The sequence below is a fragment of the Pseudophaeobacter sp. TrK17 genome, assembly GCF_042192375.1.
Lineage (GTDB): Bacteria > Pseudomonadota > Alphaproteobacteria > Rhodobacterales > Rhodobacteraceae > Pseudophaeobacter.
On sequence record NZ_CP071700.1, the window covers coordinates 1,953,995 to 1,978,254 of the forward strand.

Genomic DNA, 24,260 nt, shown 5'->3' on the forward strand with positions numbered 1-24,260 from the left:
CACGGCCGCGCCGGTATCATTGCGACAGTAGACAGATGCAGACGTTTCCAGCGTCAAGGACTGACCCGGCGCAAGGGGCAGTCCCTGCCCTGCCAAAGAGCCCGCATATCCGCAGATATAAACCTTTGCTGCTGCGTCTTCATCGCAGACAATGACCAATTCGCGCCGGTTGACATAGGAACCGGAAAGAATCGTTGTTGCCCCATTTGGGCAAACCACAGGCGCGCCCGTATAGAACGCATTTGGAGACAATGATTTTGACGAAATCGCACCGGACAACACAAGGCGCGCGTCCCGAATGTCACCCCGGCCCAATCCCACCTTTACGCGGATTTCATCAGCGCCAGGGTTGATCAATTCAAACTGACATTCCCCAAGTGGAACGTCCTCCCGCCCACCTTGCCGCTGTTCTGCGCTCCTATCAAGCCTCTTGGACCCATGGTGCCGTTGTTCGGGCATCTGACGCGCGAACTGAGCACGATTTCCGGTCTCGGGGGCGAGGTTGATCCGGATATTGGTCTGACCGACCCCCGTATGGATAGACCGGTTGAGCCGCTTTTGTTCAGGTTTTATGATTAACGATGTTGTCATTAGGGAACCGGCGGTGCGCGCAGCCGATGTATGGCCGCAAGGATGCGGTTGAACAGATCGCCGCTGACAGCCACCTCGGCCAGTTGGAAGGTGATTGCACGGGCGTGACGCACAACCCTCGCACCAATCTTGATCAATCGCGTCTGCAGGCTTGTCAGTGACCAGTCGGCTATCTCATCAGGTAGATCAGTGCCCTGTAGGAAGGCACCGATATTGTAAGCCAGTGCATGGAGTTGCAGCCGCACCTCGTTCTGCGCCATGCCTTTGCAGGACAAACGGGTCCAGTTGATCGCCTGCTTGCCTTCCTTGATGTATTGCTCGGCGGTGCCGCGTTGGTTGTAGAAGCGGATGATCCAGTCGGGTTCCATCGGCATGTTGGTGACCACGAAGCCCACGCGCGGGAACAACTCGCTGGGATGCCATTCCACCTTGGCGATGACACGACGAGGTTTGTCCCAAGATGCCGCCTGATATTGGAAGTCGCCGTAGATGCGCTTCACGCCTTTTGGCGGACGACCCACAGGGCGCTTGAGCAGATGCGCAATCTTGCCCTGAAGAACGCGATTGGCCCGAAGGCGGATGGCGTAGAAATAGTTTTCCAGTTCCAGAGTTTTGTATAGCTCCGGGATGGCGAACGCAGCATCCCCCCGGAAGAACCGCATCAGGTGACGATCCGCATATCGCGCGATGACGGGCTTCAGAACCTCTTCCCACCCATCTGCGCTGTGAACATTGCCGGGGCGCAGGGCGCAGCGTTCCAAATGGCCAAACTGGTTGAAGACGAACAGCGGGTGATAGCACATGCAGCCGAAATGCCCGTTCCAAGCGGTGCCTTCTTGCGCGCCGTGGGTGGGACTGACTGAACTGTCCATGTCGAGCGTGATCCACTTGGGCGGTTTGCGATTGTGAACCCGGTCGATCCAGTGTCCTGATAAATCCGCCAGCACAGTGCGATTGTCGGTTGCCGCCAACACCTCGGTCTCGAACCGTCCCATCTGGCTCGCAGACGCGGCCTTGGCCTCAACGGCACGCCCTCCAACGACCTGCCGCATCACCGGATCAAGCGATAAACGGTCCGCGTCATTAACATCATCATATCCGGCCAGCCGCCCAAAGACCGACTGGCGCAACAAGCCGACCAGTGAGTGCAGGCGATTGTGGCCAGTTCGCGTGTCTCTCAGAAATCCGCCCGCAATGTCGTGCAGGCCGAGCACTTCATCCAATTCCCTGAACAACAGTAATCCACCGTCCGAGCTGATCTTGGAACCATGAAACTCCAGCCGGACCCGGCGGTCAAAACTGAGCCGCCCATCACCCGTTTCGCGTGCACCCTCTGGGTGATCCATAATCCACCACCTTCAGCCAAATTAACATACTGAAATATAACACATTAGTGGCCGTTGGAGGCGCGAAAACGTCAAGTTACTTGGGAAATGCGGGTCAAACCTATGGAACTCGGAAACCGTGCGCAGTGTCAGGCCGGTTTCAAGGTCAGAGCGCGGGCCATTGTCAAAGCTCACCTCGAAGGGGGCATTGGCTTCCAGAACCGTGATAAAGTTGGCGTTACGGACCATCTCAGCAGATCCACCTGCCGGAATAGTGAAAACTCGCGTTGCGTAGTTGGTGGAATGGTTCATTTCAATTTCCCTGCGATATAGACCAGCGCCGCCGCTGGAATGCCAATTTTGATAATTTGTTCCGCCAGTTGGGCGCTTTCAGTTCGCGCCGCGTCTTGCGTTTTGAACAGCGCCTTTTGCGTGTCCTGGAGCGACTGGCCTAGAGTGTCTGAAACCTCTTCAATCGCCAGTTTTCCAAGCTCAAAGGCTTCATCTGCAACCATGTGAACCGAAACATCACCATCGGCAGAAATGCCCAGGCTTTCCCCATCGACTGCAACGCGGCTATCTTCGCTCGTGTTGGTGGTCGCGTTGCTGCTTTTGCTGCGAGATGACACGTTAAACGATCCTTTTCATTTCCCAGCGATGGCCGCTGCCGATCATCTCGGTTTTTGTTGTTTTAAACCCCCGCCGCTGCATCAGGCGGCGCAATCCAGGGCGGCGCGTTGTAAAGGCCAGAAAGCAGGCGTTTGTCAGGCGCGCCATGCCCTCAAATGCAGTCAGGGCAGAGACCGCCACAGAGGCCCCAGAGGCGGCGCTACACCCCAAGCCAAGCAAGGCCAGCCCGTGACCCGTTGCGGTTCGCTCTACGTCCCAGACAAGCGCCCCTTGCGCCTTTCCATCAAGCTCAACACTCCACAGCGATAAGCGACCCGACAAAACGCCCGCTTTCCAATCTGCAAGATTGTCTGCCGCGTCTGGAATGCCGCCTAGAATAGTCTCAATCCGGCGCGACCAGCGCGCCGAACTGAAGGTCACTTTTTTCGGAGAAGTACGAGCCAAACGACCAGCCCCCCAATTGCCCAGGGAACGGCCTGCCGCGCTGTTTCCTGCCAAGTTTCAGAGGCGGCACTTTTGAAGTTGAAAGTACCTGTTGTGGACTGGCCCCCAGATCCGCCCGCCTCTGAAATGGCTGGACCGCTGGACGCGCTTAGGCTCATCGGCGTTGTCATTTTGCAGAACCCGTTGCCGCATAGATCACAGCACCGACAGCAACCGCGCCAAGCCCGATCACAAGCCAGGGCGTTTCGTCGCCACCCTGCCCCCCGGTGCTATAGGCAACCGGCGTGAATTGCTGTTGTGGTTCCGGCTCGCCCCGTGCGCCCATGTTTGCAAGAACTGCGCCCGTCAGCCCCTTGAGCCAATCGACAGCGGGCGCGCCGCCATCAACAGAGCCAGTGACAACGCCGCCACCGCCGACACCGGGAAAGGACGAAAGGACATTGGTCCCCATGTCCAGGCCACCGATTTTGGGCCGCCACAGGGAAACCTCCCCGTACTTTCCGCCGTAGGAATAGCTGCCCTGGCCCGGCGCAACGGTGCTGCCGTATTGTTTCGAAAAATAGTCAGAAATACCCAACAGTTCCCCCTTTCAGAGAGTTCTAGCGGCGGGTTTTGGCCCGCCGCAGTGGTTCAGCCGTTCGCGCCCTGGACGCTTTCGGCGTAAATCGAGAAATTGCCGGTTGCGGTGAATTCCAGTTTCATACGGAAGTCTTGCAGCGACATCGGCATTGCTTCTGACAGGCGATTTTCGGCGGTAAAATCAACATGAGTGAAACCCGCCTGGGGCGCACGTCCGACAACCTCATAGTGAGCGGCGCGAATGGCCTTGTCGCTCTCATGCACTTTGCGATTGTCCGCGTGGATCTCTACGCCTTTGATAGCCGCCGTGTTGAGGTGCAGGCCAAGCATGGCATAGGGACCGCGCACAATGTCCGCAATTTCCGCTTCGCCGGTCACACCCTGGTTATGAACATAGCGCTGAATGCGCAGGTGTGGCCCAAAAGGACGCCCTTGGGATTGCACGGCGTAGACGTTCAGGCTGTTAACCGTGATCCCTGCCTTGAGGTCCATTTCCAGCGTAAAGGACGCCATACCGCCATTCGTGCCGTATCCGGTTTGATCCTCGCCCGAAATTGTCCGCATCCAAGGCCGCGACAAGAACAACGGCAATGCGCCATCCTTCATTGACTGGCCGTGAAACTGGTTCAGCTTGACCAGATCCGCCGCAGTGATTTGGATTTTGCTATCCCCATCGACCATCAGGCGAATTTCGTCAATGTAGGTGCCCCAGTCGGCAGCGGCCACATCAACGGCGGTGCCATCCTGAATGTTGAGGCGGATATAAAGCCGCTCATAGGTCAGGCCCAGGGGCAGATTTACGGACGCAGTTTGGCCCGCGCCGATCCCCAAAGGGGTTGGCATTTTTTTGAGGGTGCGTGTCAATTCATCGCCCCCCGATTACATGTCATAGCCAGCACGCGCCTGAGCGGACATGGGATGGGTAATGATGAGCGAGCGCGAGTTGAACCGCGTGGAGGTTTTGACGCAAATCGATGATGGCCGGTTGACGGTAGACAATGCGGCGAACCTGCTGGATCTGACACGGCGGCAAATTTTCCGACTGCTGAAGAGATACCGCCAGGACGGTGCATCCGCGATCCGTCACAAGGCGCGCGGCAGGCCTTCGAACAACCGCATTCATCATGCTAAGCGCGACTATGCTCTGAGCTTGATCAAAGAGAATTACCCAGACTTCGGCCCAACATTGGCGGCTGAGAAGCTGACAGAGCATCATGGGTTTACAGTGTCCCGCGCGACTTTGCGTAAATGGATGATCGAAGACGGCATTTGGCTGTCGCGCAAACAGCGCCAGACATTTCACCAGCCACGTCTGCGCCGGGAATGTTATGGCGAATTGATCCAGATTGACGGCTCCGATGGTAATCCCCCCTAAAAATAGTGGTGTTCCAAAGTAGAATTTTCTCGGCAAGATATCTGAGGAGATTTATGATGAAGAATGGACGATTTAGCGACGCGCAAATCATGGCAGTGTTGAAGCAGGCGGAGGGCGGTGTGCCGGTCTCTGAGCTTTGCCGCGAGCACGGAATGAGCAGCGCGAGTTTTTACAAATGGCGGGCCAAGTTTGGCGGCATGGACGCGTCCTTGATTTCCGAGATGAAGGATATGGCGGAAGAGAACCGTCGTCTGAAGCGCATGTATGCCGAGATGAGCATGCAAAACGACCTGCTGAAAGAAGCGCTTGGAAAAAAGCGTTAAGGCCGTCTCATCGGCGAGAGATGGCCATGAATGCAGTTGCGCAATATGGGGTCAGCATAGCTCTGGCCTGCCGTGCGTTCGAGATCAGCGAGACCTGCTATAGATACAGCCCTGTGCTGAGCGATGACAACGAAGAGATCGCAGATTGGCTTGAACGCTTGACGGCTAACAAGCGGACCTGGGGCTTCGGCCTGTGCTTTTTGTATCTGCGCAACGTGCAGGGCTATGGCTGGAACCATAAACGTGTCTACCGGGTCTACTGTGAGCTGGCGTTGAACCTGCGTATCAAGCCGAAGAAACGCTTGAAGCGGGACAAGCCGGAACCACTGGCTGTGCCTGAAAGACCAAATGAAACTTGGTCCATGGACTTCATGGCGGATCAGCTGGCGGATGGCCGGTCGATCAGGGCATTAAACGTCTTGGATGACTTCAATCGCGAAGGACTGGCTATTGAGGTCGACTTCTCGCTGCCTGCTGAACGTGTCGTGCGTGCGCTGAACCAGATCATTGAGTGGCGCGGAAAGCCCCAAGCTATTCGTGTGGACAACGGCCCAGAATACGTCAGCGGGAAGCTCATGGAATGGGCTGAGAAACGCAATGTGCGGCTCGAATATATCCAGCCCGGTAAGCCCCAACAGAATGCCTATATCGAGCGCTACAACCGCACCGTTCGTGGCGAATGGCTGGGGCAATACATCTTCGAAACCATCGAGGAGGCACAGGACCAGGCAACACAATGGCTCTGGACTTACAACAACGAGCGACCCAACATGGGCATCGGAGGCATGACACCCGCCATGAAACTGAAAACGGCTGCGTGAATTCTACGGCTGGACCCAATTAAAAATGGGGGGATTACCCGATCATCGCTGGTTTGAGGATCGTGCCCCGCCTTGCACTTTGCTCGTATTCATCGATGACGCGACAAGCACCCTGATGGAATTGCGATTTGTGCAGTCCGAGAGCACCTTCAGCTATTTCGAGGCGTTGCAAAGTTATTTGGCCCAGCATGGTCGCCCGGTCGCCTTCTACAGCGACAAGCATTCAGTTTTTCGTGTGAACAAAGCTGACGCCAGGAACGGCGCTGGCATGACCCAGTTCGGGCGCGCGTTGAATGAGCTGAACATCGAGATCCTCTGCGCCAACAGTTCTCAGGCCAAAGGCCGTGTAGAGCGCGCAAATCGCACGCTTCAGGACCGGCTTGTCAAAGAACTGAGACTGGCGGGGGTTTCGGATATGGAGGCCGGAAACGCTTTTCTTGAAGGTTTCAAGAACCGCTTCAACGCCAAGTTTTCCAAGGCTCCGGCCAAACCGGACAACCTGCATCGGGCGTTGAATGTCGAGCCGGATCGGCTGGCGGAAGTGCTGTGCTGGCGCGAGAACCGTTATGTTGGCAAGCAGCTCACATTTTCCTATGAACGCAAGCGGATCATGCTGGAAGAGAATGAGCTGTCACGCGCTTTGGTTGGCAAATATGTGGATACCTATGCCTTTGCGGATGGCCGGTTTGAGCTGCGCTGGAAAGGCCAGTCCCTGCCCTACAGGGTCTTTGATATGGACCAGCGGGTCACCCATGCTGCCGTCACCGAGAACAAGCGCCTCAGTGCGGTTCTGGCTCATGTCAAAGAGCTGCAGGAGAAAGCGCCACCAAAGCCAAAGGTGCGGACCAATTCCGAGAAGATGGGATATAAGCCGCGCAACAAAAAGAACGCTGTGTTAGAGACGGTGATGGCAAAGGAATGACTGCCGTGCGGATTTTGCTGCTGTTCGGTGTTGCCAAATCAATTGGTCGATACACCTGTAACTCCAGCCCAATCACTTCCACAGAGTAGATTTTCAGGAATTTCCTCGATGGCGTCTTTGGGACCAGAGACATTCCAGATGTGTTCCCACCCTCCAGTGGAATAACTCGCAACGATTATGTTCTCGCCCCATTTTTCTAACCAGGCTGCCACCCAAACATAGTCATCCGAAGGATGCTCATCAAAATCTCCAGCGAAGATTGTGGCTCGGCAGTCAATTTTCATGGTTCCACTTGACCTTTGTGAAAATGGCAACGGATGACGTTAGTTTCGGGCTCCGACACAAGTCAACATGGGTTCAAACTGAGCTACCCCCCGAAATTCGGACACTGACGTAAGCTGCTATTTGTTGTCTGCTGATCTTCAACACGAAGGAGATCAGGAATGTCGAAACGGAAGCAACATCATCCAGAATTCAAAGCCAAGGAGGCGTTGGAGGCGTTGGAGGCGTTGAAAGGCGAAGAGACGGTCAGCGATTTGGCCATTCGGTTTGGCGTGCACCCAACGATGATCCATCAGTGGAAGCGCGCATTACTTGAAGGCGCATCGGGCGTATTTGAGCGTGGCGGACGGAAGGCACCGGAAGTCGATGAGGAGCAGGTCAAAGACCTGCACGCCAAGATTGGGGAGTTGGCCGTCGCCAACGATTTTTTGGCCAGAAAGCTCAAACCTTGGACCGGCAAGTGAGGCGCAAGATGATTGAGCCGAACCTAAAAGGTCTGTCAGTCAGCAAGCAATGTTCGCTGCTGTCGATCTCGCGGTCCTCGTTCTACTATGAGCCGAAGGGCGAAAGTGAGATGAACCTCGATCTGATGCGCCTGATCGACAAGCAGTTCCTGGAAACGCCGTTTTACGGCGTGCGTCAGATGACATGGCACCTACGCAATGACGACCACCTCGTCAATAAGAAGCGGATCAGACGCCTGATGCGGCTGATGGGCCTCATGCCGATCTATCAGAAGCCCAACACCAGCAAGGCAGCGAAGGGTCACAAGATTTACCCTTATCTGTTGCGCGGCTTGCGCGTGGATCGGCCCAACCAAGTTTGGTGCGCCGACATCACCTACCTGCCGATGCGGCGTGGGTTTTTATATTTGGTCGCCATCATGGACTGGCACACGCGCAAGGTGCTGGCGTGGCGTATCTCAAACACGCTGGAAGCCGAGTTCTGTGTTGATGCCTTGAATGAAGCGATCCACAAGTTCGGCCCACCCGAGATCATGAATACGGATCAGGGCAGCCAGTTCACGTCATTTGCTTGGACCGACCGCCTGCGTCGATCCGGCATCCGCATCTCAATGGACGGCAAAGGCCGGTTCCTCGACAATATCTTTGTCGAACGACTGTGGCGGTCGCTGAAATACGAATGCGTTTATCTGCACGCATGGGAGACCGGATCAGAGGCCAAAGCTGGCGTCAGAAAGTGGATCGCGTTCTACAACCACAAGCGCCCTCATTCCGCCCTTGGCGGCAAACCACCCGCTGTGATCTATTGGCAGAGAAACGAAGCAACCAACCCCGATCAGCAGATGCAAAGAGTAGCTTAAATCACCCCAGATCCTGTCCAAGGATTGGGGAGTAGCTCAAACCGCACATTTTCGTTCCACCGAGTGCCGACACTCTCTTTTCCCACAAGGCTTATCAACCCTGCGATATTTGGCGTCTACGGGCTGCTAAGCCTTGCTACCGTCAGCGTCCTTGGTGACACTTCTGCTTAGCGCGGCCAGTGACATTTCTGAATGGCGTTTACATGGTGAGAAAGTTGCGAGCGCACGTCCCCAACCAATGCCAGGCCAAAAATATGATGCTTAAAACCGCCTGGTCGTCACCAAACGACATTCAAAACGCGCGCAACAAACACGCCATACCTGAGATGGCCGGCCTGATTGCTTTGCGCGGGCAAACCTGACACGGTCAGGCATTCTCTGATACATCGGTTTCAACCCAAACGATGCAAAGGCAGTAGCAATGACAGCAGCACTTGGGCGCATCATTATTTACACTCATAAGATCGAGCAAATGGTTGCGTTTTATTCCAAACATTTTGGTTATACGCTCTCCCATATCGAGGGCGATCGGATCTTAGAACTACAGCCAAAAGACAACGGAATTCCTATACTCTTGCACCCTGCATCCGCCAAGCAAAAGGAGGGTCAGGTTCTTGTAAAGCTGGTGTTTGATGTCAAAGACGTCCCGGCTTTTTGCGAAGCTGCGCGCGGTAACGGTTTGACGTTTGGTACTGTTTTCCAGGCTGACGGATATAGCTTTGCCAATACAAAGGATCCGTCGGGCAACACCGTTCAAGTTTCAAGCAGAGCTTTTATGCCGCTATAGGTTCGCTGTGCCCCTAAGACGGGTCTGGCTTCTGATCCTTTGTCAGTTTTTCATAGGCACAGTTCTGCGATAGAAAAACTTCGCCGCTGAGGTCATCCAGAAAATGGCTCCGTTTCAAACGATCCATCACCGGTCCTTTGACCTCTGACAGATGCAGCTGCACCCCAAGATCAGCAAGCTGGTGGTTGATGGCCTCAAGGGATTCCAGGGCGCTGAGGTCGATTTCATTGACAGCCGAACACATCAAGACAACGTGGCGCAGCTGGCCTGCCCCGCGATGGACACGATCCAGGATCAGCTCTTCCATGCGCCGGGCATTGGCAAAATACAGGCTCTCGTCAATCCTGAGCGTGACCAACGTCGGGTCGGTCAGCACCTGATGGCGGTCAATGTTTCTAAAATGCTGGCTCCCTGGCACCTGCCCGACCTCAGCCACATGGGGGCGCGAGGTTTTCCACAGGAACAGCGCAATCGAGGTCGCAACCCCGGCACCAACACCGGTTTCGACTCCAACCAGCAGTGTCAATACAACGGTCACAAAGACGGCGGCAAAATCTGCACGCGAATAGCTCCAGGCGGTTTTTAGGATGGAGAGATCGACCAGCGACAGAACGGCTACGATTATAGTGGCTGCCAATGTCGCGGTTGGCAGGAAATAAAGATATGGTGTCAGATAGATAGCGGCCAAAGTCAAACCAATTGCGGTCAGGGCGCCAGCCGCTGGGGTACGTGCACCGGCGTCAAAGTTCACCACCGATCTGGCAAAGCCACCGGTGACCGCATACCCCCCCGACAAAGCGGAGGCGATATTTGCGGCCCCCAGGGCTGTCAGCTCCTGATTGGGGTCAATCTTTTGGCGGCGCTTGGCGGCCAGGGTCTGGGCGACAGAGACGCTTTCCACATAGCCGATGATGGTGATCAACACCGCAGGGCCAATCAGGGCGGTTAATACCGAACTGTCCAGTGTCGGCAGCCCTAAAGGCGGCAAGCCAGTTGGCACCGTCCCAACAACCGAAACCCCGAGGGCTGGCAGATCCAACCCCCAGGACAAGGCAATGGTACCAAAGACAGCAAAAACCGGGCCAACGCGCACAATAGTACCCGCTGCCAGCTTGGACAGGCCAAATTTGCCCTGCAACAGATCCGAAAGCCCAAGGCGGAGCCAGAACAAAAAGGCCAGGACACCAAGACCTAAGATAAGCGTCACAAAATTGACCTGTCCCAGCCCCTGCCCCAGCGACCCAAGGATCTCTATCAAGTTATGCCCCGAGGCTTTGATACCCAGTATGTGCTTGGCCTGGCTCACCGCGATCAACAGGCCTGAGGCGGTAATAAACCCTGCGATAACAGGATGTGAGAGCAGGTTTGCGACCACGCCCAGTTTCAGCACCCCCATGGCAACCAGCAAAACCCCCGACATCAGCGCCAACACAGCTGAGGCAGCAACATATTCGGCGACACTTTCCAGCCCCAGCGATGACAGGGCCGAGGCAGACATTAAGGAAACCACCGCGACCGGCCCCACCGCCAATACCCGTGAGGTGCCAAAGATGGCATAGGCGACCAAGGGCAGGATCGAGGCGTATAGCCCAACCTCTGCGGGAAGTCCCGCCAGCAAGGCATAGGCCAGGGATTGGGGGATCAGCATGATGGTGACAATCACCGCTGCAGTGACATCGCCACCCAGATCTTGTCTATTGTAAGCAGCGCCCCAGGTTAGGATCGGGAAAAGCCTTTTCCACTGCGGGGTGCCCGAGGCTGTTTTTGTCATTGCCGCTCTCATCCGTTTAACGCCCTCTGGGCCGGGAATATTTACACATTCATTTATTTATATGTAAATAGGTGAGAGTAAACCCCTGGCGCCGACCAAAGCGAAAGAAAAGCCTTCACAGGCCCGACGAAAGGTGTTAACTTATTGTAAAGATGCGATAATGTTTAGGTCTCCGGCGGGTTAGGCCTGTCAGTCTTGCGTTTTTGCGGCTGCATCTGTGCAAACCTATAGATTTATTTTTGCAAAGCGTGCCCGAGATCGGCGTTTACTCTCTTGCGGAGCGGCTTTCCCCATTGCCTCGCTGCAAGATCACCCTGCCCTATGGCGCCGCTAAGCACCCTCTGCAAAAATGCCTGCAACAGGCGTGCCGCGCCACTCTGGTTTTGTACAATCCCGAGGTCGGCATCGGCGATGGTAACCAAATGAACCGGACTGCGACACAGCGCACCCCAGGCCTGCTGCTCTCAAGCCCTTTGTTTTCAAGATAAGATCAGCAGACCTCCACTGCAGATCGGGCTTTAGGTAGCAAAGCAGCCTGTTAAGGGTTTTGGATCCTAACCATGTCCCGGAGAGGACAAAATCCCCCGTCTACCCCTTGCAGCTTTGCCGGGATGGGCTCCCAACCTCTGGAATCTGCATAATTGCAATCTGATATTGCGCAAATGCAGGCCAGGAATGACACTGGGCGAGGGATGGCTCACCACCCCTCGCCCAGTGTCTGATCAAATTCTCCAAAAACCTGCCTATGAAAGGCACGCTCTCCTTAGAAAAACGCCTGCAAACCGGTTTGAGCCCGGCCAAGGATCAGCGCATGCACGTCGTGGGTGCCCTCATAGGTGTTAACGGTCTCCAGGTTCACCATGTGGCGAATGACGTTGAATTCCAGGCTGATGCCGTTGCCGCCATGCATGTCACGGGCATTGCGGGCAATCTCCAGCGCCTTGCCGCAGTTGTTGCGCTTAACGATAGAAATCATCTCTGGCGCAGCGTTTGCCTGATCCATCAGGCGGCCAACCCGCAAAGAGGCCTGCAACCCGAGGGTGATTTCGGTCTGCATATTGGCGAGCTTCAGTTGGAACAATTGGGTGTTGGCCAGCGGACGGCCAAACTGATGGCGGTCCAGACCATATTGGCGGGCCGCATGCCAGCAGGCCTCTGCCGCGCCCATTGCGCCCCAGCTGATGCCATAGCGCGCCCGGTTCAGACAGCCAAACGGACCTTTCAGCCCCTGCACATGCGGCAACAGCGCCTCATCACCAACTTCAACGCCATCCATGACGATTTCACCGGTGATCGAAGCCCGCAGCGAGGCTTTGTTCTGGATCTTTGGCGCCGAGAGGCCCTTCATGCCTTTTTCCAGCACAAAGCCACGGATCTTGCCGCCGTGTTCTTCGGACTTGGCCCAAACAACAAAGACATCCGCAATCGGTGCGTTTGAAATCCACATCTTGGAACCGGTCAGCTTATAGCCCGTCGCGGTTTTTTCGGCGCGGGTTTTCATGCCGGCGGGGTCTGAACCTGCGTCAGGCTCGGTCAGGCCAAAGCACCCGATCCATTCCCCAGAGGCCAGTTTGGGCAGGTATTTCTGACGCTGTTCTTCGCTGCCATAGGCATAGATGGGATACATCACCAGCGAGCTTTGCACCGACATCATCGAGCGATAGCCACTGTCGACGCGCTCGACCTCGCGGGCAACCAGACCGTAGGAGACATAGCCGCCGCCCAATCCGCCGTATTCCTCGGGGATGGTGGTGCCCAGCAGACCCATTTCACCCATTTCACGGAAGATCGCGGGATCGGTTTCTTCGTTTTCATAGGCCGCGGTGACCCGTGGCTGCAGCTTTTCCTGGGCATAGGCCCGAGCGGAGGCGGTGATCATCCGCTCATCTTCGCTCAGCTGGTCGTCCATACGCAGGGGATCTTCCCAGGTGAACCCTCCCAGATCAGGGGCGTCTTTGGCGCGCAGGCTTGGCTTATCAGTCATCAAAAGATCCTCAATATTGGATTTATGGCGTGTGTTGCGCAAAGATTAACAGCTGCCCTGACAAAAAAACAGCGAGACTTTGGCACTCAAACATGAGTAAAACTCATACATGCAACATCCCCGGCGATTCCTCCCCTCAATCTCTGCCCTGCGCGCTCTTGAAGCCCTCGACCGGCTTGGCAGTGCTTCTGCGGCAGCCGAAGAGCTGTGCCTGACCCAGGGCGCAGTTAGTCGGCAATTACAAACCCTTGAGGCGCAGCTTGGGGTGGCTTTGGTCCAGCGCGACCGCAAAAAGCTGCATCTGACACCGGAGGCGGAAACCTATGCCGGCGAGATCCGTGAAGCGCTGGACAAGATTACCCAATCCACCCTGCGGGTGCAGACGGCACCACTGGCGGGAACCCTAAATCTGGCGATCTTGCCGGCCTTTGGGATGCGGTGGTTAATGCCGCGCCTGCCGGAATTCGCCCGCCGCCACCCCGATATCACCATCAATATGACAACCCGGCTGCAGGCTTTCAGCTTTGGCAGTGAACCAATTGATGCAGCAATACATTTTGGAAACGCGGACTGGCCCGGAACCGATAGCCTGCTGTTGAAAAGTGAGCATCTTCTGCCGGTTTGCAGCCCGGAACTGGTGGCCATTGGCAACTATGTTCCCGCGCAGCAAATCCTCAAAATGCCGCTCCTGCATATTCAGACCCGCCCAAAGGCTTGGCTGGATTGGTTTAATCTCCACCAGGTTGACGCCAGCCCAGAGGAGATGGGCGGCACAATGTATGATCAATTCTCAACAATAACGCAGGCTGCGCAGCATGGGCTGGGCGTGGCCCTGATGCCGGACTATCTGGTGGAACAAGACATCGCCACCGGGCGATTGACGGCGCTACAGCCGCAAACAACCGAGGCTTCCGGCGCCTATTATCTGGTTTGGCCCAAAAACAAATCCCGCGATCCGGCGTTGACGACCTTTCGTCACTGGCTAGAGGGACAGGCCCAGCCCGAAGATCCGTTGCCGCGATAAGGCCCGCCAGTTCACCGCAGCGGATAACAAAATGGGCGCCCAAACAAGGGCACCCATTTGACTTCGCGTCCCGTCCTGGTTCTGGCCAGATTTAGCCCAAGGCGTAGCCTGCCCCGCGCACGGTTCGCACCGGGTCATCCCCGCCGAACTGGGTCAGGGCTTTGCGCAAACGGCCAATATGCACATCGACGGTCCGGGTATCGACATAGATGTCACGGCCCCAAACCCGGTCCAGCAATTGCTCTCGGCTCCAGACACGACCTGGCTTTTCCATAAAGGTGGACAGCAGGCGAAACTCGGTTGGCCCCAGCTTCAGCGAGTTTTCCGAGCGGCTGACCTTATGGGTTTCTGCATCCAGTATGATGTCATCAAACTCCAAACGCACGCCGACGGTCGACGGGCGCACCCGGCGCAGCTGGGTACGCACCCGCGCCATCAGCTCAATCACCGAATAGGGTTTGACCACATAGTCATCCGCGCCGGTTTCCAACCCGCGCACCTTATCGACCTCCTCGGATCGGGCCGACAACATGATAATCGGAATGCCGCGTGTTTCAGGCCGTGTTTTCAGGCGGCGACACACCTCGATACCGCTCAGATTTGGCATCATCCAATCCAGCACGATAATATCGGGCATGTCTTCTTCGACAAGCAGCAGGCCTTCTTCGCCGTTTTCTGCCCGGAGGACCCGAAAACCATCGGCCTCCAGATTGTAGGCAAGGACTTCCCGCTGCGCCAATTCATCTTCGATGATCAGGACAGTAGGCTGATCGGCAGTCATGGATCAAAGCTCCCCGATCGCGGTGGAGGTGGTATCGGCTTTGGGCCGCTCATCCTCGGGGCGGTTGCCAGTCACCAGATAGATCAGCTCCTCAGAAATAGAGGTCACGTGATCGCCCATGCGTTCGATGTTTTTAGCAATAAAATGCAGGTGCATACAGGCGGTAATGTTGCGCGGATCTTCCATCATATGCGTCAGAAACTCGCGAAACAGCGCATTGTACATCTGATCGACTTCACGGTCCCGGATGATCACATCCGCTGCCAGTTCAACATCCCGTTGGATATAGGCGTCCAACGCATCCTTGAGCATCAGTTCGACCTCGCGGGCCATTCTACGCAAGGCAGAGGAGCTGTCGGTGCTGTCATGCCACTGGATCAGCACACCCGTGCGTTTGGCGATGTTTTTGGAGTAATCACCGATGCGTTCCAGATTGCCGGCGATTTTCATCACCGACAACACCACCCGCAAATCAACCGCGGCCGGGGCCCGCATGGCAATCACCCGGGCAGATTCTTCATTAATCAGCTCTTCCAGCCCATCAATGGCCTGATCCGCAAGACGCACCTGTTGCGCCAGCTCTTCATCCCGGGTCTCCAGCGCCCGTGCAGAATCGACGATGGCCGCTTCGACCAGTCCCCCCATCTTCATGATCTGGGCCTGAATCGCTTCGAGATCCCGATCAAAGGCGGAGGCAATATGTTGTTCTACCATGGTATTTTCCTTTGTGGGCTTAACCGATACGGCCTGTGATATAGCTCTCGGTGCGGGGGTCTTCGGGGTTGGTGAAAATCTGGCCTGTAGCGCCAAACTCAACCAGATTGCCAAGATGGAAGAAGGCCGTTTTCTGGCTGACCCGTGCCGCCTGTTGCATCGAGTGGGTCACGATTACCACCGAGAAATTTGACCGCAACTCGTCGATCAGCTCTTCTACCTGCGCCGTGGCAATTGGATCCAGCGCCGAACAGGGTTCATCCATCAACAGGACTTCTGGCTCGGTGGCAATGGCACGGGCAATGCACAGACGCTGTTGCTGACCGCCAGAGAGACCGGTGCCAGGGGCATCCAACCTGTCCTTTACCTCTTCCCAAATCGCAGCACGGCGCAGGGATTTCTCAACAATCTCATCCATTTCCGCCTTGTTTCTCGACAGACCATGAATTCGGGGACCATAGGCGACATTGTCGTAGATGGATTTTGGGAACGGATTGGGCTTTTGGAAGACCATGCCGACCTTGGCGCGCAACTGCACCGGGTCGACCCGTTTGTCATAGATGTCTTCCCCATCCAGCAGGATGTCACCCTCCACCCGGCAGACATCAATTGTGTCGTTCATCCGGTTGATACACCGCAAGAAAGTAGACTTTCCGCAGCCCGAGGGGCCGATAAAGGCTGTGACCGTGTTGGAGTCGATTTCGACATTCACGTTCTTGATGGCATGCGTATCCCCATAGTAGACGTTCACGTCCCGTGCGGAGATCTTGGTGGTCATTGTGTCCAAGGTTTTATCCAACATATTCATAGTGTTCATTTCCTCACCTCCGGCTACCAGCGACGCTCAAAGCGACGACGCAGTATCACCGCCACCGTGTTCATGGTTACAAGAAAAACGAGTAGGATGATAATCCCGCCCCAGGCGCGTTCATAAAAGGCCGGGTCGGCGCGTTTGGCCCATTCGTAGATTTGTGCAGGCATTGCAGAGTTCGGGGACAACAGGCCTTCCCCGATGGTTTCAGGCGCATTGGAAGCGATAAAGCCAACCATGCCGATCAACAACAGCGGCGCGGTTTCCCCCAGGGCCTGGGCCAGACCGATGATGGTCCCGGTCAGAATGCCAGGCGCGGCCAGGGGCAGCACGTGGTGGAAAACCGATTGCATCTTGGAAGCACCAACCCCCAGGGCCGCATCCCGGATCGAGGGCGGAACCGCCTTTAGGGCAGCACGGGTGGAGATGATGATCGTCGGCAGTGTCATCAGCGTCAGCACCAGGCCACCAACCAGCGGCGCCGACATCGGCAGATGCATATAGTTGATGAAAACCGCCAGCCCCAGAATACCGTAGACAATCGAGGGCACCGCCGCGAGGTTGGCAATGTTCACTTCAATCACATCGGTGATCCAGTTCTTGGGGGCAAACTCTTCCAGATAGATTGAGGCAGCCACACCAATGGGCAGGGCCAGGGCCAGCACCACCAGCATCATGAACAGCGACCCCAGCATCGAAACCCCCATGCCGGCAGCTTCGGGACGCTGGTCCGAGGCGTCAGAGCCGGTGATGAAGTCAAGGTTAAAGGTTTTTTCAATGACCCCAGCCGCAATCAGAGCATCCACCAGATCCAGCTGCGCCGGAGAGATATTCTTGTCATTGGCAATGCTGTCGCGGGACACCCGATCCTTCAGATAGCCGTCAACACGGCTTTGGGCCAGAAAACGAAACTCAACGGTTTCGCCAATCTGATCAGGGTTGGCCAGTACAAAGGCCCGCAGTTGCGCCACAGCGTTCTTCGACAAAAGACCCGCCATATCCTTGGATTTCAGGCTGGTCTCAATGCCCAGGTCTGAAACCGCTGTCTGCATCGCGGATTTGATCAAGGGCGCATAGCCAAAGGTGGTGACGCGCTTGATGTCTTCGATGTTGCGTTCGCCGTTTTTGTCCAGTTTGCTTTCCAGCAATTCAACATTCACGGTAATAAAGGTCTGCTGAAAGGCACCAGTGCCGCGGCCGACAATTGTGGTCACCAGAACCAGCAGCATAATCAGGCCGACGGCGATGGCAGCAATACCATAGGCTTTGAACCGGGTTTCCGACGCATTACGCTTGATGGTCCGCTGGGACAGGGTCAGCAAAGAGCTCTGCGCTGGTGCCGGCTGGTTCGGGGTTGAGCTGAGATCGGTCATTAGTCGTACTGCTCCCGATATTTGCGCACAATATAGAGCGCCAGGACGTTTAGGCCCAGGGTAAGGACAAAGAGGGAAAGCCCGAGGGCAAAGGCTACCAGAGTTTCGGGGCTGGCAAAATCGGTATCGCCAGTCAGCTGGCTGACCACGCGGGTGGTGATTGTTGTCATGGATTCGAAAGGATTGGCCGAGAACTTGGCAATTGCCCCTGCCCCCATAACCACAATCATTGTCTCGCCGATGGCGCGCGAGGCCGCCAGCAGAATGGCGCCAACAATCCCCGGAAGCGCGGCCGGCAAAACCACCTGACGAATGGTTTCCGATGGGGTGGCACCAAGGCCAAGCGAGCCATCACGCAAGGATTGCGGCACGGCGTTGATAATGTCATCCGACAGCGAGGACACAAAGGGGATCAGCATGATGCCCATCACCACCCCAGCGGTCAGAACCGAGGTCGCGCCTGTCATCCAGCTGAGCCCAAGCACACCGTCTTCACCCTGGCCGAAAAGTTTGAGCAGCAGCGGACCAACCGTCAGCAGCGCAAAAAGACCATAGACGATAGTTGGGATCCCAGCGAGGATCTCAAGCAGCGGTTTGGCAAAGGAGCGCACCGTGGAGCTGGCATATTCAGACAGGTAGATGGCGGCAAACAGGCCGATGGGTACCGCAACCATCAAAGCAATCGCCGAGATGTAGAGCGTCCCCCAGAGCAAAGGCAACATCGACAGCTCACTGTCGCCGCGGAAGTTCGGCGCCCAGGTAGAGCCAAAGAAAAAGTCGCTCCAGGCATGCAAGCCAAAGAAGTTGATGGTCTCAAACAGCATCGACAATACGATGCCAACCGTGGTGAGGATCGCCAGCGATGCAGCCAGAATGAGCAGCGCTAGAACACCGCGTTCCACAACGTTTCGGGCACGAAACTCTTTGGTGGTACGCAGCGTAGATAGTCCAAACCCAATCAGCGCCAGGACCAGGCAGACCAGGGTCATGGCGGTTGACCCCACACTGGACAGCCTGCGGTAGCTTTGCGCGGCCTCCAGCACTTCGGGGCGCACTTCAGACCCCAGGGCAACCCCAACAGTCCCGAGAACCGCGCGAATATCACTGGCTTCGGTATTCAGTGTGATCGACTGGCTCTTGGTCATAACCCCCTGCAGGACAGCCTCGTCCAGGCCTTCGGCCAGGCGGCGCACGTCACTCATCACCAGGCCAATGCTGGTGTTTTCAGGGATCAGTTCTGCGGGGATCGTTGCCGACACCCGATTTTCAATCAGGAGAGGCTGCGCCAACAGCCAGATCATCAGGGTGATCAGGGCTGGAATAGCAACGCTCATGGCGACATTGGCGCCGTAATAGACGGGCAGTGAATGCAGTTCGCGCGGGTTTCCCTGCGCCGAGTTCAGGGCGCGACGGCGCCCGAACCAATAGCCAAGCGCAGTAAGCGCCAGCAGGACAACGACAAGCCAGAATGTTGGCATCTTATGCTCCGGTATGGCAGCGGCAGAAAATGAGAGCTGGATCTGGTCCAGGAATTAAGACTGGGGCGGAGAGCCCGCCCCAGTCAAAAGCTATGTACTGGGGGCGATTAGGAGTTGCCGCCCATGGTGGCTTCGTTGGCAACCGCGTCCTGCGTGTCGCTCAGTTCTGGGTCAGCAACCAGGCCATACTCGGACAGTGGGCCATCGGGGCCGGCAACCTCATCAGAGATGAAGAACTCAGCATATTCTTTCAGGCCTGGGATCACGCCGATGTGGGCTTTTTTCACGTAGAAGAACAGGGGGCGCGACACAGGGTATTCGCCGGTGGCGATGCTTTCAGTCGACGGCACGATACCGGACATGGTCGCAACCTGCAGCTTGTCGGTGTTGTTCTCATAGAACGCCAGACCAAAGACGCCGATGCCGTCCTTGTTGCTTTCAATACGGGCCAGGGTCTCGGTGTAGTCGCCGTCGATGTCGACAGAAACGCCATCGGTGCGCAGCGAGATACAGGCTTTTTCAGCGGCTTTTTTCTGTGCCTTGGCGGTGTCGCCTTCGGCATGGGCCAGCAGGTGCTCGAATGCGCCGGTGGCTTCACAGCCTGCCAGGATCACTTTGTCTTCGAACACTTCACGGGTGCCGTGCTTGGTGCCAGGAATAAAGGCCTGCAGGGCCTGAGCTGGGAAAGATGGGTTCACGTCGGCCCAGGTCTTGTTTGGGTTTGGAACCATTTTACCGTCAACCAGGATCTCGTCAGACAGCGCCAGGAACCAGTCGGTTGGGGTGTAGGCAAATTCGTTGCCGTTGATGTCGGAGGCAAAGACGATGCCATCATAGCCGATGCGCACTTCGATGATGTCGGTGACACCAGCCTCGGCGCAGGCTTTGATTTCTTTTTCCTTGATGGCGCGCGACGCGTTGGCGACGTCGATGGTGTTTTCGCCAACACCTTCACAGAACCGTTTCAGACCAGCAGAAGAGCCACCGGATTCAACAACAGGGGTGGGGAAGTCGAAGTTTTCGCCAAAGGCTTCGGCAACGATGGAAGCATAGGGAAGAACGGTCGAGGAGCCAGCAACCTGAACCTGGTCACGCGCAGTGGCAGCCGTCGCAGTGGCGGCAGCAATGGTCAGGGCAGAAGCGGTCAGTTTCACAAAGGACATGAGAGTCTCCATGAGAGATTAAATTGTGTGACCATCCACACGATGATCATGTGCCGGTCCTAAAAGCTGCACATGAGGCTTTTGTGACGTGCATGTAACAGCTGTATGACAAAACCGGATCAGCGGCGATTTTTGTCACAAATCCCGCCCCTGCGTTAATCTTTGGCCCGGAATTTCTGGCAGCTGCGCCAAGACAGCACCTATACAAGCGCGCCCGTTCAGGCCGCGCGCCGGACTATGCGCGTTGCAAAAGATGGACAAAGCCAAGGAGGATACACCCAAGAGCAGCGATTTCAGGTCCGCAATAAGGGCCGGGATCAGATCTGAGGTTTGGCCTTAGGATCAGGACAGGGGTCAGGACAGGGTTCAGGACAGGGGCAAGGTCACAGAAAAACAGGTTCCCGCGCCAAGATCGCTTTCGACCCGCAACCTGCCACGGTGGCGGTTGACGATGTGTTTGACGATGGCAAGCCCCAATCCGGTGCCCCCCATTTCGCGCGAGCGATGATTGTCAGCGCGGTAAAACCGCTCTGTCAGTCGTGGCAGGTGAATCGGATCAATGCCCGCACCATTGTCAGTGACCTGCACCCGCACCGCCGGAGCGCGCAGCGAAGGATCCCGTTCCAGCAGCTCCAGGGTCACTTCGACCTGATCGCCGCCATATTTAATGGCGTTCTCAACCAGATTGATAAAGACCTGTAGCAATTGATCCGGATCGCCAATGATCATCACCGGCACTTCGGGAGGGCTAAAGTTCAGGCTGACATTGCCAGCTTCGGCTAGGGGCTGCATGGTTTTGAGCGTGGAGCAAAGATGTGCCACCAGGTCCATCTGTTCCTTGGGGCGAATGCGCTCTTTGCTCTCGACCCGGTTCAGGGACAACAAATCGCCCACCAGACGGTTCATCCGGCTGGCCTCGCCTTCCATGATGGTCAGAAAACGATCCCGCGCTGCCGGGTCATCACGTGCCGCGCCGCGCAGGGTTTCAATAAACCCCATCAGGGCGGTCAAGGGTGTGCGCAATTCGTGGCTGACATTGGCGACAAAATCCCGGCGCATCTGGTTGGCCTGTTCGCGCTCTGTCACATCCTGAAAGGTGATCAGCACTGCGCCACCTTCGACAGCGCCAATGCCGACAATATAGCGCAGGTCAACCTCGTAGGTGGTATCCTGCGCCCCATCGTTTGACAGATGCCGCGCACTGCGATTGCCGCGATCCTCCAGACATTTTTCAATTGCCGCAGTAACATTGGGTTGCCGCAGGATTGTCGCGAAATGACGCCCCAGGATCTGTTCCCCCAACAGGGTAAGCCCAGGTTTGTTGGATCCGATAAAACGCTCAGTTTGATCCACCAAGACGCAAGGCATTGGAATTGCCTCAAGAAAACTCTCGATTACCTCTTGTTTCATGGCGAACCCCTGTTGCAATCCGCTTCCAATATCAGGCGAATGTAAAGCCTATGTGGCAACGCATCGCTTGCATTGGAACCGGGGGCTTTGGTCAGACTGGGCGCATCTCATCCCGGAAGCGGCGCATGTTATCCTGATAATGCAGGGCGCTCTGGGTCAGGGTCTGGGCCAGCTCGGCAGAGACCTCGCGCACCACTTTGCCCGGCGCGCCCATGACCAGAGAATTATCCGGTATAACCTTGTTTTCGGTGATCAGCGCCCCTGCCCCGATCAGACAGTTCTTGCCAATCTTGGCGCCGTTCAGAACAGTCGCCCCCATGCCGATCAAGCTGTTTTCGCCGATGGTACAGCCATGCAGCATGACCTTGTGGCCAATGGTGCAATTCTTGCCCACGGTCAGCGGAAAGCCCGCGTCGATGTGCATGACCACGTTTTCCTGCACATTTGCACCCTCGCAGATGCGGATCTCTTCGTGATCAGCGCGAAGGGTGCAGCCAAACCAAACCGAGGCCCCGGCCTCCAGCACCACTTTGCCAATCAGATTGGCATCCGGTGCAACCCAGGTATCGGCATGCAGGTGGGGTTGGTGTTCACCAAGTGCGTATAATGTCATGTCATGTCCTCAAATTCGCTTTGTAACAGGCGCACATGATCCACCAGCTGCGGCTGCTGAATACGGCGCAAACGGGTGGAGGTGATGATGGTTTTCAGCGCATCTTCGGTGGCATCCAGATCATCATTGATCAATACATGATCATAGCTGCCCCAGTGGCTGATTTCGTCCCAGCTCTTCTCCATCCGCCGTTTGATGGTCTCGGCATCGTCCTGTCCCCGGCTTTCCAACCGGCGCCGCAGCTCGGTGATCGACGGGGGCAACAAAAAGATCGACAATGTGTGCTGGCCCAGCTCAGAGTTGCGGATCTGCTGCGCCCCCTGCCAGTCGATGTCAAACAGCACATCCTGGCCGTCCTCGATGGCGGCGCGCACCGGCCCTTTGGGGGAACCATAAAAATTGCCAAAGACATGGGCATGTTCCAGCATGTCATTTTCTGTAACGGCAGATTTGAAATCATCCACGGAGACAAAATGGTAATCCTGCCCGTGGACCTCACCGGGGCGAGGGTTGCGGGTGGTGGCCGAAACCGAAAACGAAATGCTGTAGTCCCAGGCGCGCAACCGCTTTGCCAGAGTGGATTTGCCCGCGCCTGAGGGCGAGGACAGGATGATCAAAAGGCCGCGCCGATCTGCCATCAGGTCTTCTCCTTTGGAGTTATTCTATATTTTGCACTTGTTCGCGCATTTGGTCGATCACTGCTTTCAACTCTAGACCCACGGAGGTCAAGTCACTGTTAAGCGCTTTTGAACACAGTGTATTGGCCTCGCGGTTGAATTCCTGCATCAAGAAGTCAAACTTGCGCCCGACCGCGCCGCCAGTGGCCAGCAGATCCTCAGCGGCGGCCACATGGGCTGCCAGCCGGTCGATTTCTTCGGTGACATCCGATTTTACCGCCAACATCGCCAATTCCTGGGCAACCCTGTTGGCATCCGCCCCGTCCGCGTTTTCCAACACCTTGGCCAGATTGACCTTAAGCGCTGCGGCCACCAGGGGTTTGCGCGCTTCGGCGCTGTCTGCCGCCAATTGAGTCAGGCGGCTCACCTCGGCCAGTTGGTTGCGCAAGACCTGCTCCAATGCTGCCCCTTCGGTTTCACGCATTTGAACGAATTCAGACACAAGGCTTTCGAATTCCTTTTTCAACTCAGCAACCAAGGGCGCCGGGTCATCTTCGATTGCTGTGGTTTCCAGTACCCCGCGAATAGAAAGCAAATCCGCACCAGATGTGACCGACAAATCCACCCCGGCCGACTGCGCCAGCGCCTCTGCCTCTGCCAGGGCGGTGAGCACCGAAGCGAGCAGAGGTTTGTTCAGAGTGAGGGTTCCAGCCGCCTCCTCTCCTCGGCTGATCCGCAGCCCGAGCGAGACATTGCCCCGCGCCAGTGTGTTGCCCATGACCTTGCGCAGGTGCACTTCCAGCCCATCCAGCCAGTCCGGCACCCGCAGGCGCAGATCCAGCCCCTTGGCGTTGACCGACCGCATGTCCCAGCTCCAACTGTGGACCCCAAGACGCCCCTGTCCCGAGGCAAATCCGGTCATGCTTCGTATTTTCATAAACTTGTCCTTATCCAGCCAATCGCCAGCAAAATCAGGCCCAAAACAGTGTCCTCTGCAGTGCCGGCACGCACAAAAGGATAGGTGGTTATACAAAGGCGTTAACCATTGCTTTAAGTTTTAGTCCAAATTTGAATAATATTATGGCATGTTAACTGCAAGGTAACCATCTAAACGGTAC

24 protein-coding genes and 2 pseudogenes are annotated in these 24,260 nt (G+C 56.3%); 7 read left to right on the forward strand and 19 right to left on the reverse strand.

Annotation, left to right across the window (positions count from 1 at the left end):
- The first annotated feature begins 438 nt into the window (after positions 1-438).
- Positions 439-579 (forward strand): hypothetical protein, encoded by a 141-nt coding sequence (locus JZI28_RS09155; protein WP_158441640.1) that lies wholly within the window; start codon positions 439-441, stop codon positions 577-579.
- Positions 580-590: 11 nt separating this feature from the next.
- Here the strand turns inward: JZI28_RS09155 and JZI28_RS09160 are convergent, their stop codons facing one another.
- The 6 genes from JZI28_RS09160 to JZI28_RS09185 form a co-directional block, all read right to left on the reverse strand.
- A complete protein-coding gene (locus JZI28_RS09160) occupies positions 591-1,937 on the reverse strand; it encodes an IS1380 family transposase (protein WP_040176196.1) in 1,347 nt (448 codons plus the stop codon).
- Positions 1,938-1,958: 21 nt separating this feature from the next.
- On the reverse strand, positions 1,959-2,228 hold the full coding sequence (locus JZI28_RS09165; RefSeq protein WP_375699920.1) for a hypothetical protein: 270 nt from the start codon (positions 2,226-2,228) through the stop codon (positions 1,959-1,961).
- A complete protein-coding gene (locus tag JZI28_RS09170; RefSeq protein WP_375699921.1) occupies positions 2,225-2,545 on the reverse strand; it encodes a hypothetical protein in 321 nt (106 codons plus the stop codon). Before JZI28_RS09170 ends, JZI28_RS09165 begins: the two co-directional genes overlap by 4 nt.
- 1 nt (position 2,546) lies before the next feature.
- The gene (locus JZI28_RS09175; protein ID WP_375699922.1) at positions 2,547-2,990 is read right to left on the reverse strand and encodes a hypothetical protein; all 444 of its coding nucleotides are present in this window, start codon (positions 2,988-2,990) and stop codon (positions 2,547-2,549) included.
- Positions 2,991-3,156: 166 nt separating this feature from the next.
- Complete coding sequence (locus JZI28_RS09180) at positions 3,157-3,567, reverse strand: hypothetical protein (protein WP_375699923.1); 411 nt, start codon at positions 3,565-3,567, stop codon at positions 3,157-3,159.
- A gap of 53 nt (positions 3,568-3,620) precedes the next feature.
- The gene (locus tag JZI28_RS09185; protein ID WP_375699924.1) at positions 3,621-4,433 is read right to left on the reverse strand and encodes a major capsid protein P2; all 813 of its coding nucleotides are present in this window, start codon (positions 4,431-4,433) and stop codon (positions 3,621-3,623) included.
- Positions 4,434-4,482: 49 nt separating this feature from the next.
- Between JZI28_RS09185 and JZI28_RS09190 the strand changes: the two are divergent.
- From JZI28_RS09190 to JZI28_RS09200, 3 genes and pseudogenes are all read left to right on the forward strand, one after another.
- A pseudogene (locus JZI28_RS09190) lies at positions 4,483-4,929 on the forward strand (helix-turn-helix domain-containing protein); the annotation flags it as partial.
- 71 nt (positions 4,930-5,000) lie between these two features.
- Positions 5,001-6,088, forward strand: a protein-coding gene (locus tag JZI28_RS09195; RefSeq protein WP_375697739.1) for an IS3 family transposase whose coding sequence is annotated in 2 segments (ribosomal slippage) — positions 5,001-5,262 and positions 5,262-6,088 — 1,089 coding nt in all. Because the reading frame shifts where the segments join, the coding sequence is not laid out codon by codon here.
- Positions 6,084-7,010 (forward strand): annotated as a pseudogene (locus tag JZI28_RS09200) (ISNCY family transposase); the annotation flags it as partial. The gene JZI28_RS09195 and the pseudogene JZI28_RS09200, both read left to right, overlap by 5 nt.
- Before the next feature lie 38 nt (positions 7,011-7,048).
- Here the strand turns inward: JZI28_RS09200 and JZI28_RS09205 are convergent.
- Positions 7,049-7,294: a hypothetical protein gene (locus JZI28_RS09205; RefSeq protein ID WP_375699925.1), complete on the reverse strand. Its 246-nt coding sequence runs from the start codon at positions 7,292-7,294 to the stop codon at positions 7,049-7,051.
- A 159-nt stretch (positions 7,295-7,453) separates the two neighbouring features.
- Here JZI28_RS09205 and JZI28_RS09210 point away from each other — a divergent pair.
- Together JZI28_RS09210 and JZI28_RS09215 are read left to right on the forward strand one after the other, a co-directional pair.
- A protein-coding gene (locus JZI28_RS09210; protein WP_375699926.1) for an IS3 family transposase occupies positions 7,454-8,616 on the forward strand; the annotation gives its coding sequence in 2 pieces (ribosomal slippage) (positions 7,454-7,736 and positions 7,736-8,616; 1,164 coding nt in all).
- 421 nt (positions 8,617-9,037) lie between these two features.
- Positions 9,038-9,403 carry a VOC family protein gene (locus tag JZI28_RS09215; protein ID WP_375699927.1) on the forward strand — a complete coding sequence of 122 codons (366 nt, stop codon included), beginning with the start codon at positions 9,038-9,040 and terminating at the stop codon, positions 9,401-9,403.
- A gap of 13 nt (positions 9,404-9,416) precedes the next feature.
- On the opposite strand, the gene JZI28_RS09220 is transcribed toward JZI28_RS09215, so the two are convergent.
- Together JZI28_RS09220 and JZI28_RS09225 are read right to left on the reverse strand one after the other, a co-directional pair.
- A complete protein-coding gene (locus JZI28_RS09220) occupies positions 9,417-11,174 on the reverse strand; it encodes a SulP family inorganic anion transporter (RefSeq protein ID WP_375699928.1) in 1,758 nt (585 codons plus the stop codon).
- 763 nt (positions 11,175-11,937) lie between these two features.
- The gene (locus JZI28_RS09225; protein ID WP_295455579.1) at positions 11,938-13,158 is read right to left on the reverse strand and encodes an acyl-CoA dehydrogenase; all 1,221 of its coding nucleotides are present in this window, start codon (positions 13,156-13,158) and stop codon (positions 11,938-11,940) included.
- 109 nt (positions 13,159-13,267) lie between these two features.
- On the opposite strand from JZI28_RS09225, the gene JZI28_RS09230 reads away from it, so the two are divergent.
- On the forward strand, positions 13,268-14,182 hold the full coding sequence (locus JZI28_RS09230) for a LysR substrate-binding domain-containing protein (RefSeq protein ID WP_375699929.1): 915 nt from the start codon (positions 13,268-13,270) through the stop codon (positions 14,180-14,182).
- A gap of 91 nt (positions 14,183-14,273) precedes the next feature.
- On the opposite strand, the gene phoB is transcribed toward JZI28_RS09230, so the two are convergent.
- The 10 genes from phoB to JZI28_RS09280 all read right to left on the reverse strand — a co-directional run bounded on the left by phoB (position 14,274) and on the right by JZI28_RS09280 (position 24,079).
- Positions 14,274-14,963, reverse strand: coding sequence for a phosphate regulon transcriptional regulator PhoB (gene phoB / locus JZI28_RS09235; RefSeq protein ID WP_297341829.1), 690 nt, complete (start codon positions 14,961-14,963; stop codon positions 14,274-14,276).
- 3 nt (positions 14,964-14,966) lie between these two features.
- Complete coding sequence (gene phoU, locus JZI28_RS09240; protein ID WP_295455576.1) at positions 14,967-15,677, reverse strand: phosphate signaling complex protein PhoU; 711 nt, start codon at positions 15,675-15,677, stop codon at positions 14,967-14,969.
- Positions 15,678-15,696: 19 nt separating this feature from the next.
- Positions 15,697-16,494 carry a phosphate ABC transporter ATP-binding protein PstB gene (gene pstB, locus JZI28_RS09245; protein WP_295455575.1) on the reverse strand — a complete coding sequence of 266 codons (798 nt, stop codon included), beginning with the start codon at positions 16,492-16,494 and terminating at the stop codon, positions 15,697-15,699.
- 14 nt (positions 16,495-16,508) lie between these two features.
- The gene (pstA, locus tag JZI28_RS09250; protein ID WP_348154032.1) at positions 16,509-17,861 is read right to left on the reverse strand and encodes a phosphate ABC transporter permease PstA; all 1,353 of its coding nucleotides are present in this window, start codon (positions 17,859-17,861) and stop codon (positions 16,509-16,511) included.
- Positions 17,861-19,339 carry a phosphate ABC transporter permease subunit PstC gene (gene pstC, locus JZI28_RS09255; RefSeq protein ID WP_375699930.1) on the reverse strand — a complete coding sequence of 493 codons (1,479 nt, stop codon included), beginning with the start codon at positions 19,337-19,339 and terminating at the stop codon, positions 17,861-17,863. The genes pstA and pstC overlap by 1 nt, the downstream gene beginning before the upstream one ends.
- 107 nt (positions 19,340-19,446) lie before the next feature.
- Complete coding sequence (locus JZI28_RS09260) at positions 19,447-20,502, reverse strand: substrate-binding domain-containing protein (protein ID WP_297339144.1); 1,056 nt, start codon at positions 20,500-20,502, stop codon at positions 19,447-19,449.
- Between the two features lie 366 nt (positions 20,503-20,868).
- Complete coding sequence (locus JZI28_RS09265; protein WP_349387441.1) at positions 20,869-21,912, reverse strand: ATP-binding protein; 1,044 nt, start codon at positions 21,910-21,912, stop codon at positions 20,869-20,871.
- A gap of 91 nt (positions 21,913-22,003) precedes the next feature.
- Positions 22,004-22,525 carry a gamma carbonic anhydrase family protein gene (locus JZI28_RS09270; protein ID WP_295450833.1) on the reverse strand — a complete coding sequence of 174 codons (522 nt, stop codon included), beginning with the start codon at positions 22,523-22,525 and terminating at the stop codon, positions 22,004-22,006.
- On the reverse strand, positions 22,522-23,163 hold the full coding sequence (gene gmk / locus JZI28_RS09275; RefSeq protein WP_375699931.1) for a guanylate kinase: 642 nt from the start codon (positions 23,161-23,163) through the stop codon (positions 22,522-22,524). Before gmk ends, JZI28_RS09270 begins: the two co-directional genes overlap by 4 nt.
- A 19-nt stretch (positions 23,164-23,182) precedes the next feature.
- A complete protein-coding gene (locus JZI28_RS09280; protein ID WP_375699932.1) occupies positions 23,183-24,079 on the reverse strand; it encodes a YicC/YloC family endoribonuclease in 897 nt (298 codons plus the stop codon).
- Between the last annotated feature and the right edge of the window lie 181 nt (positions 24,080-24,260).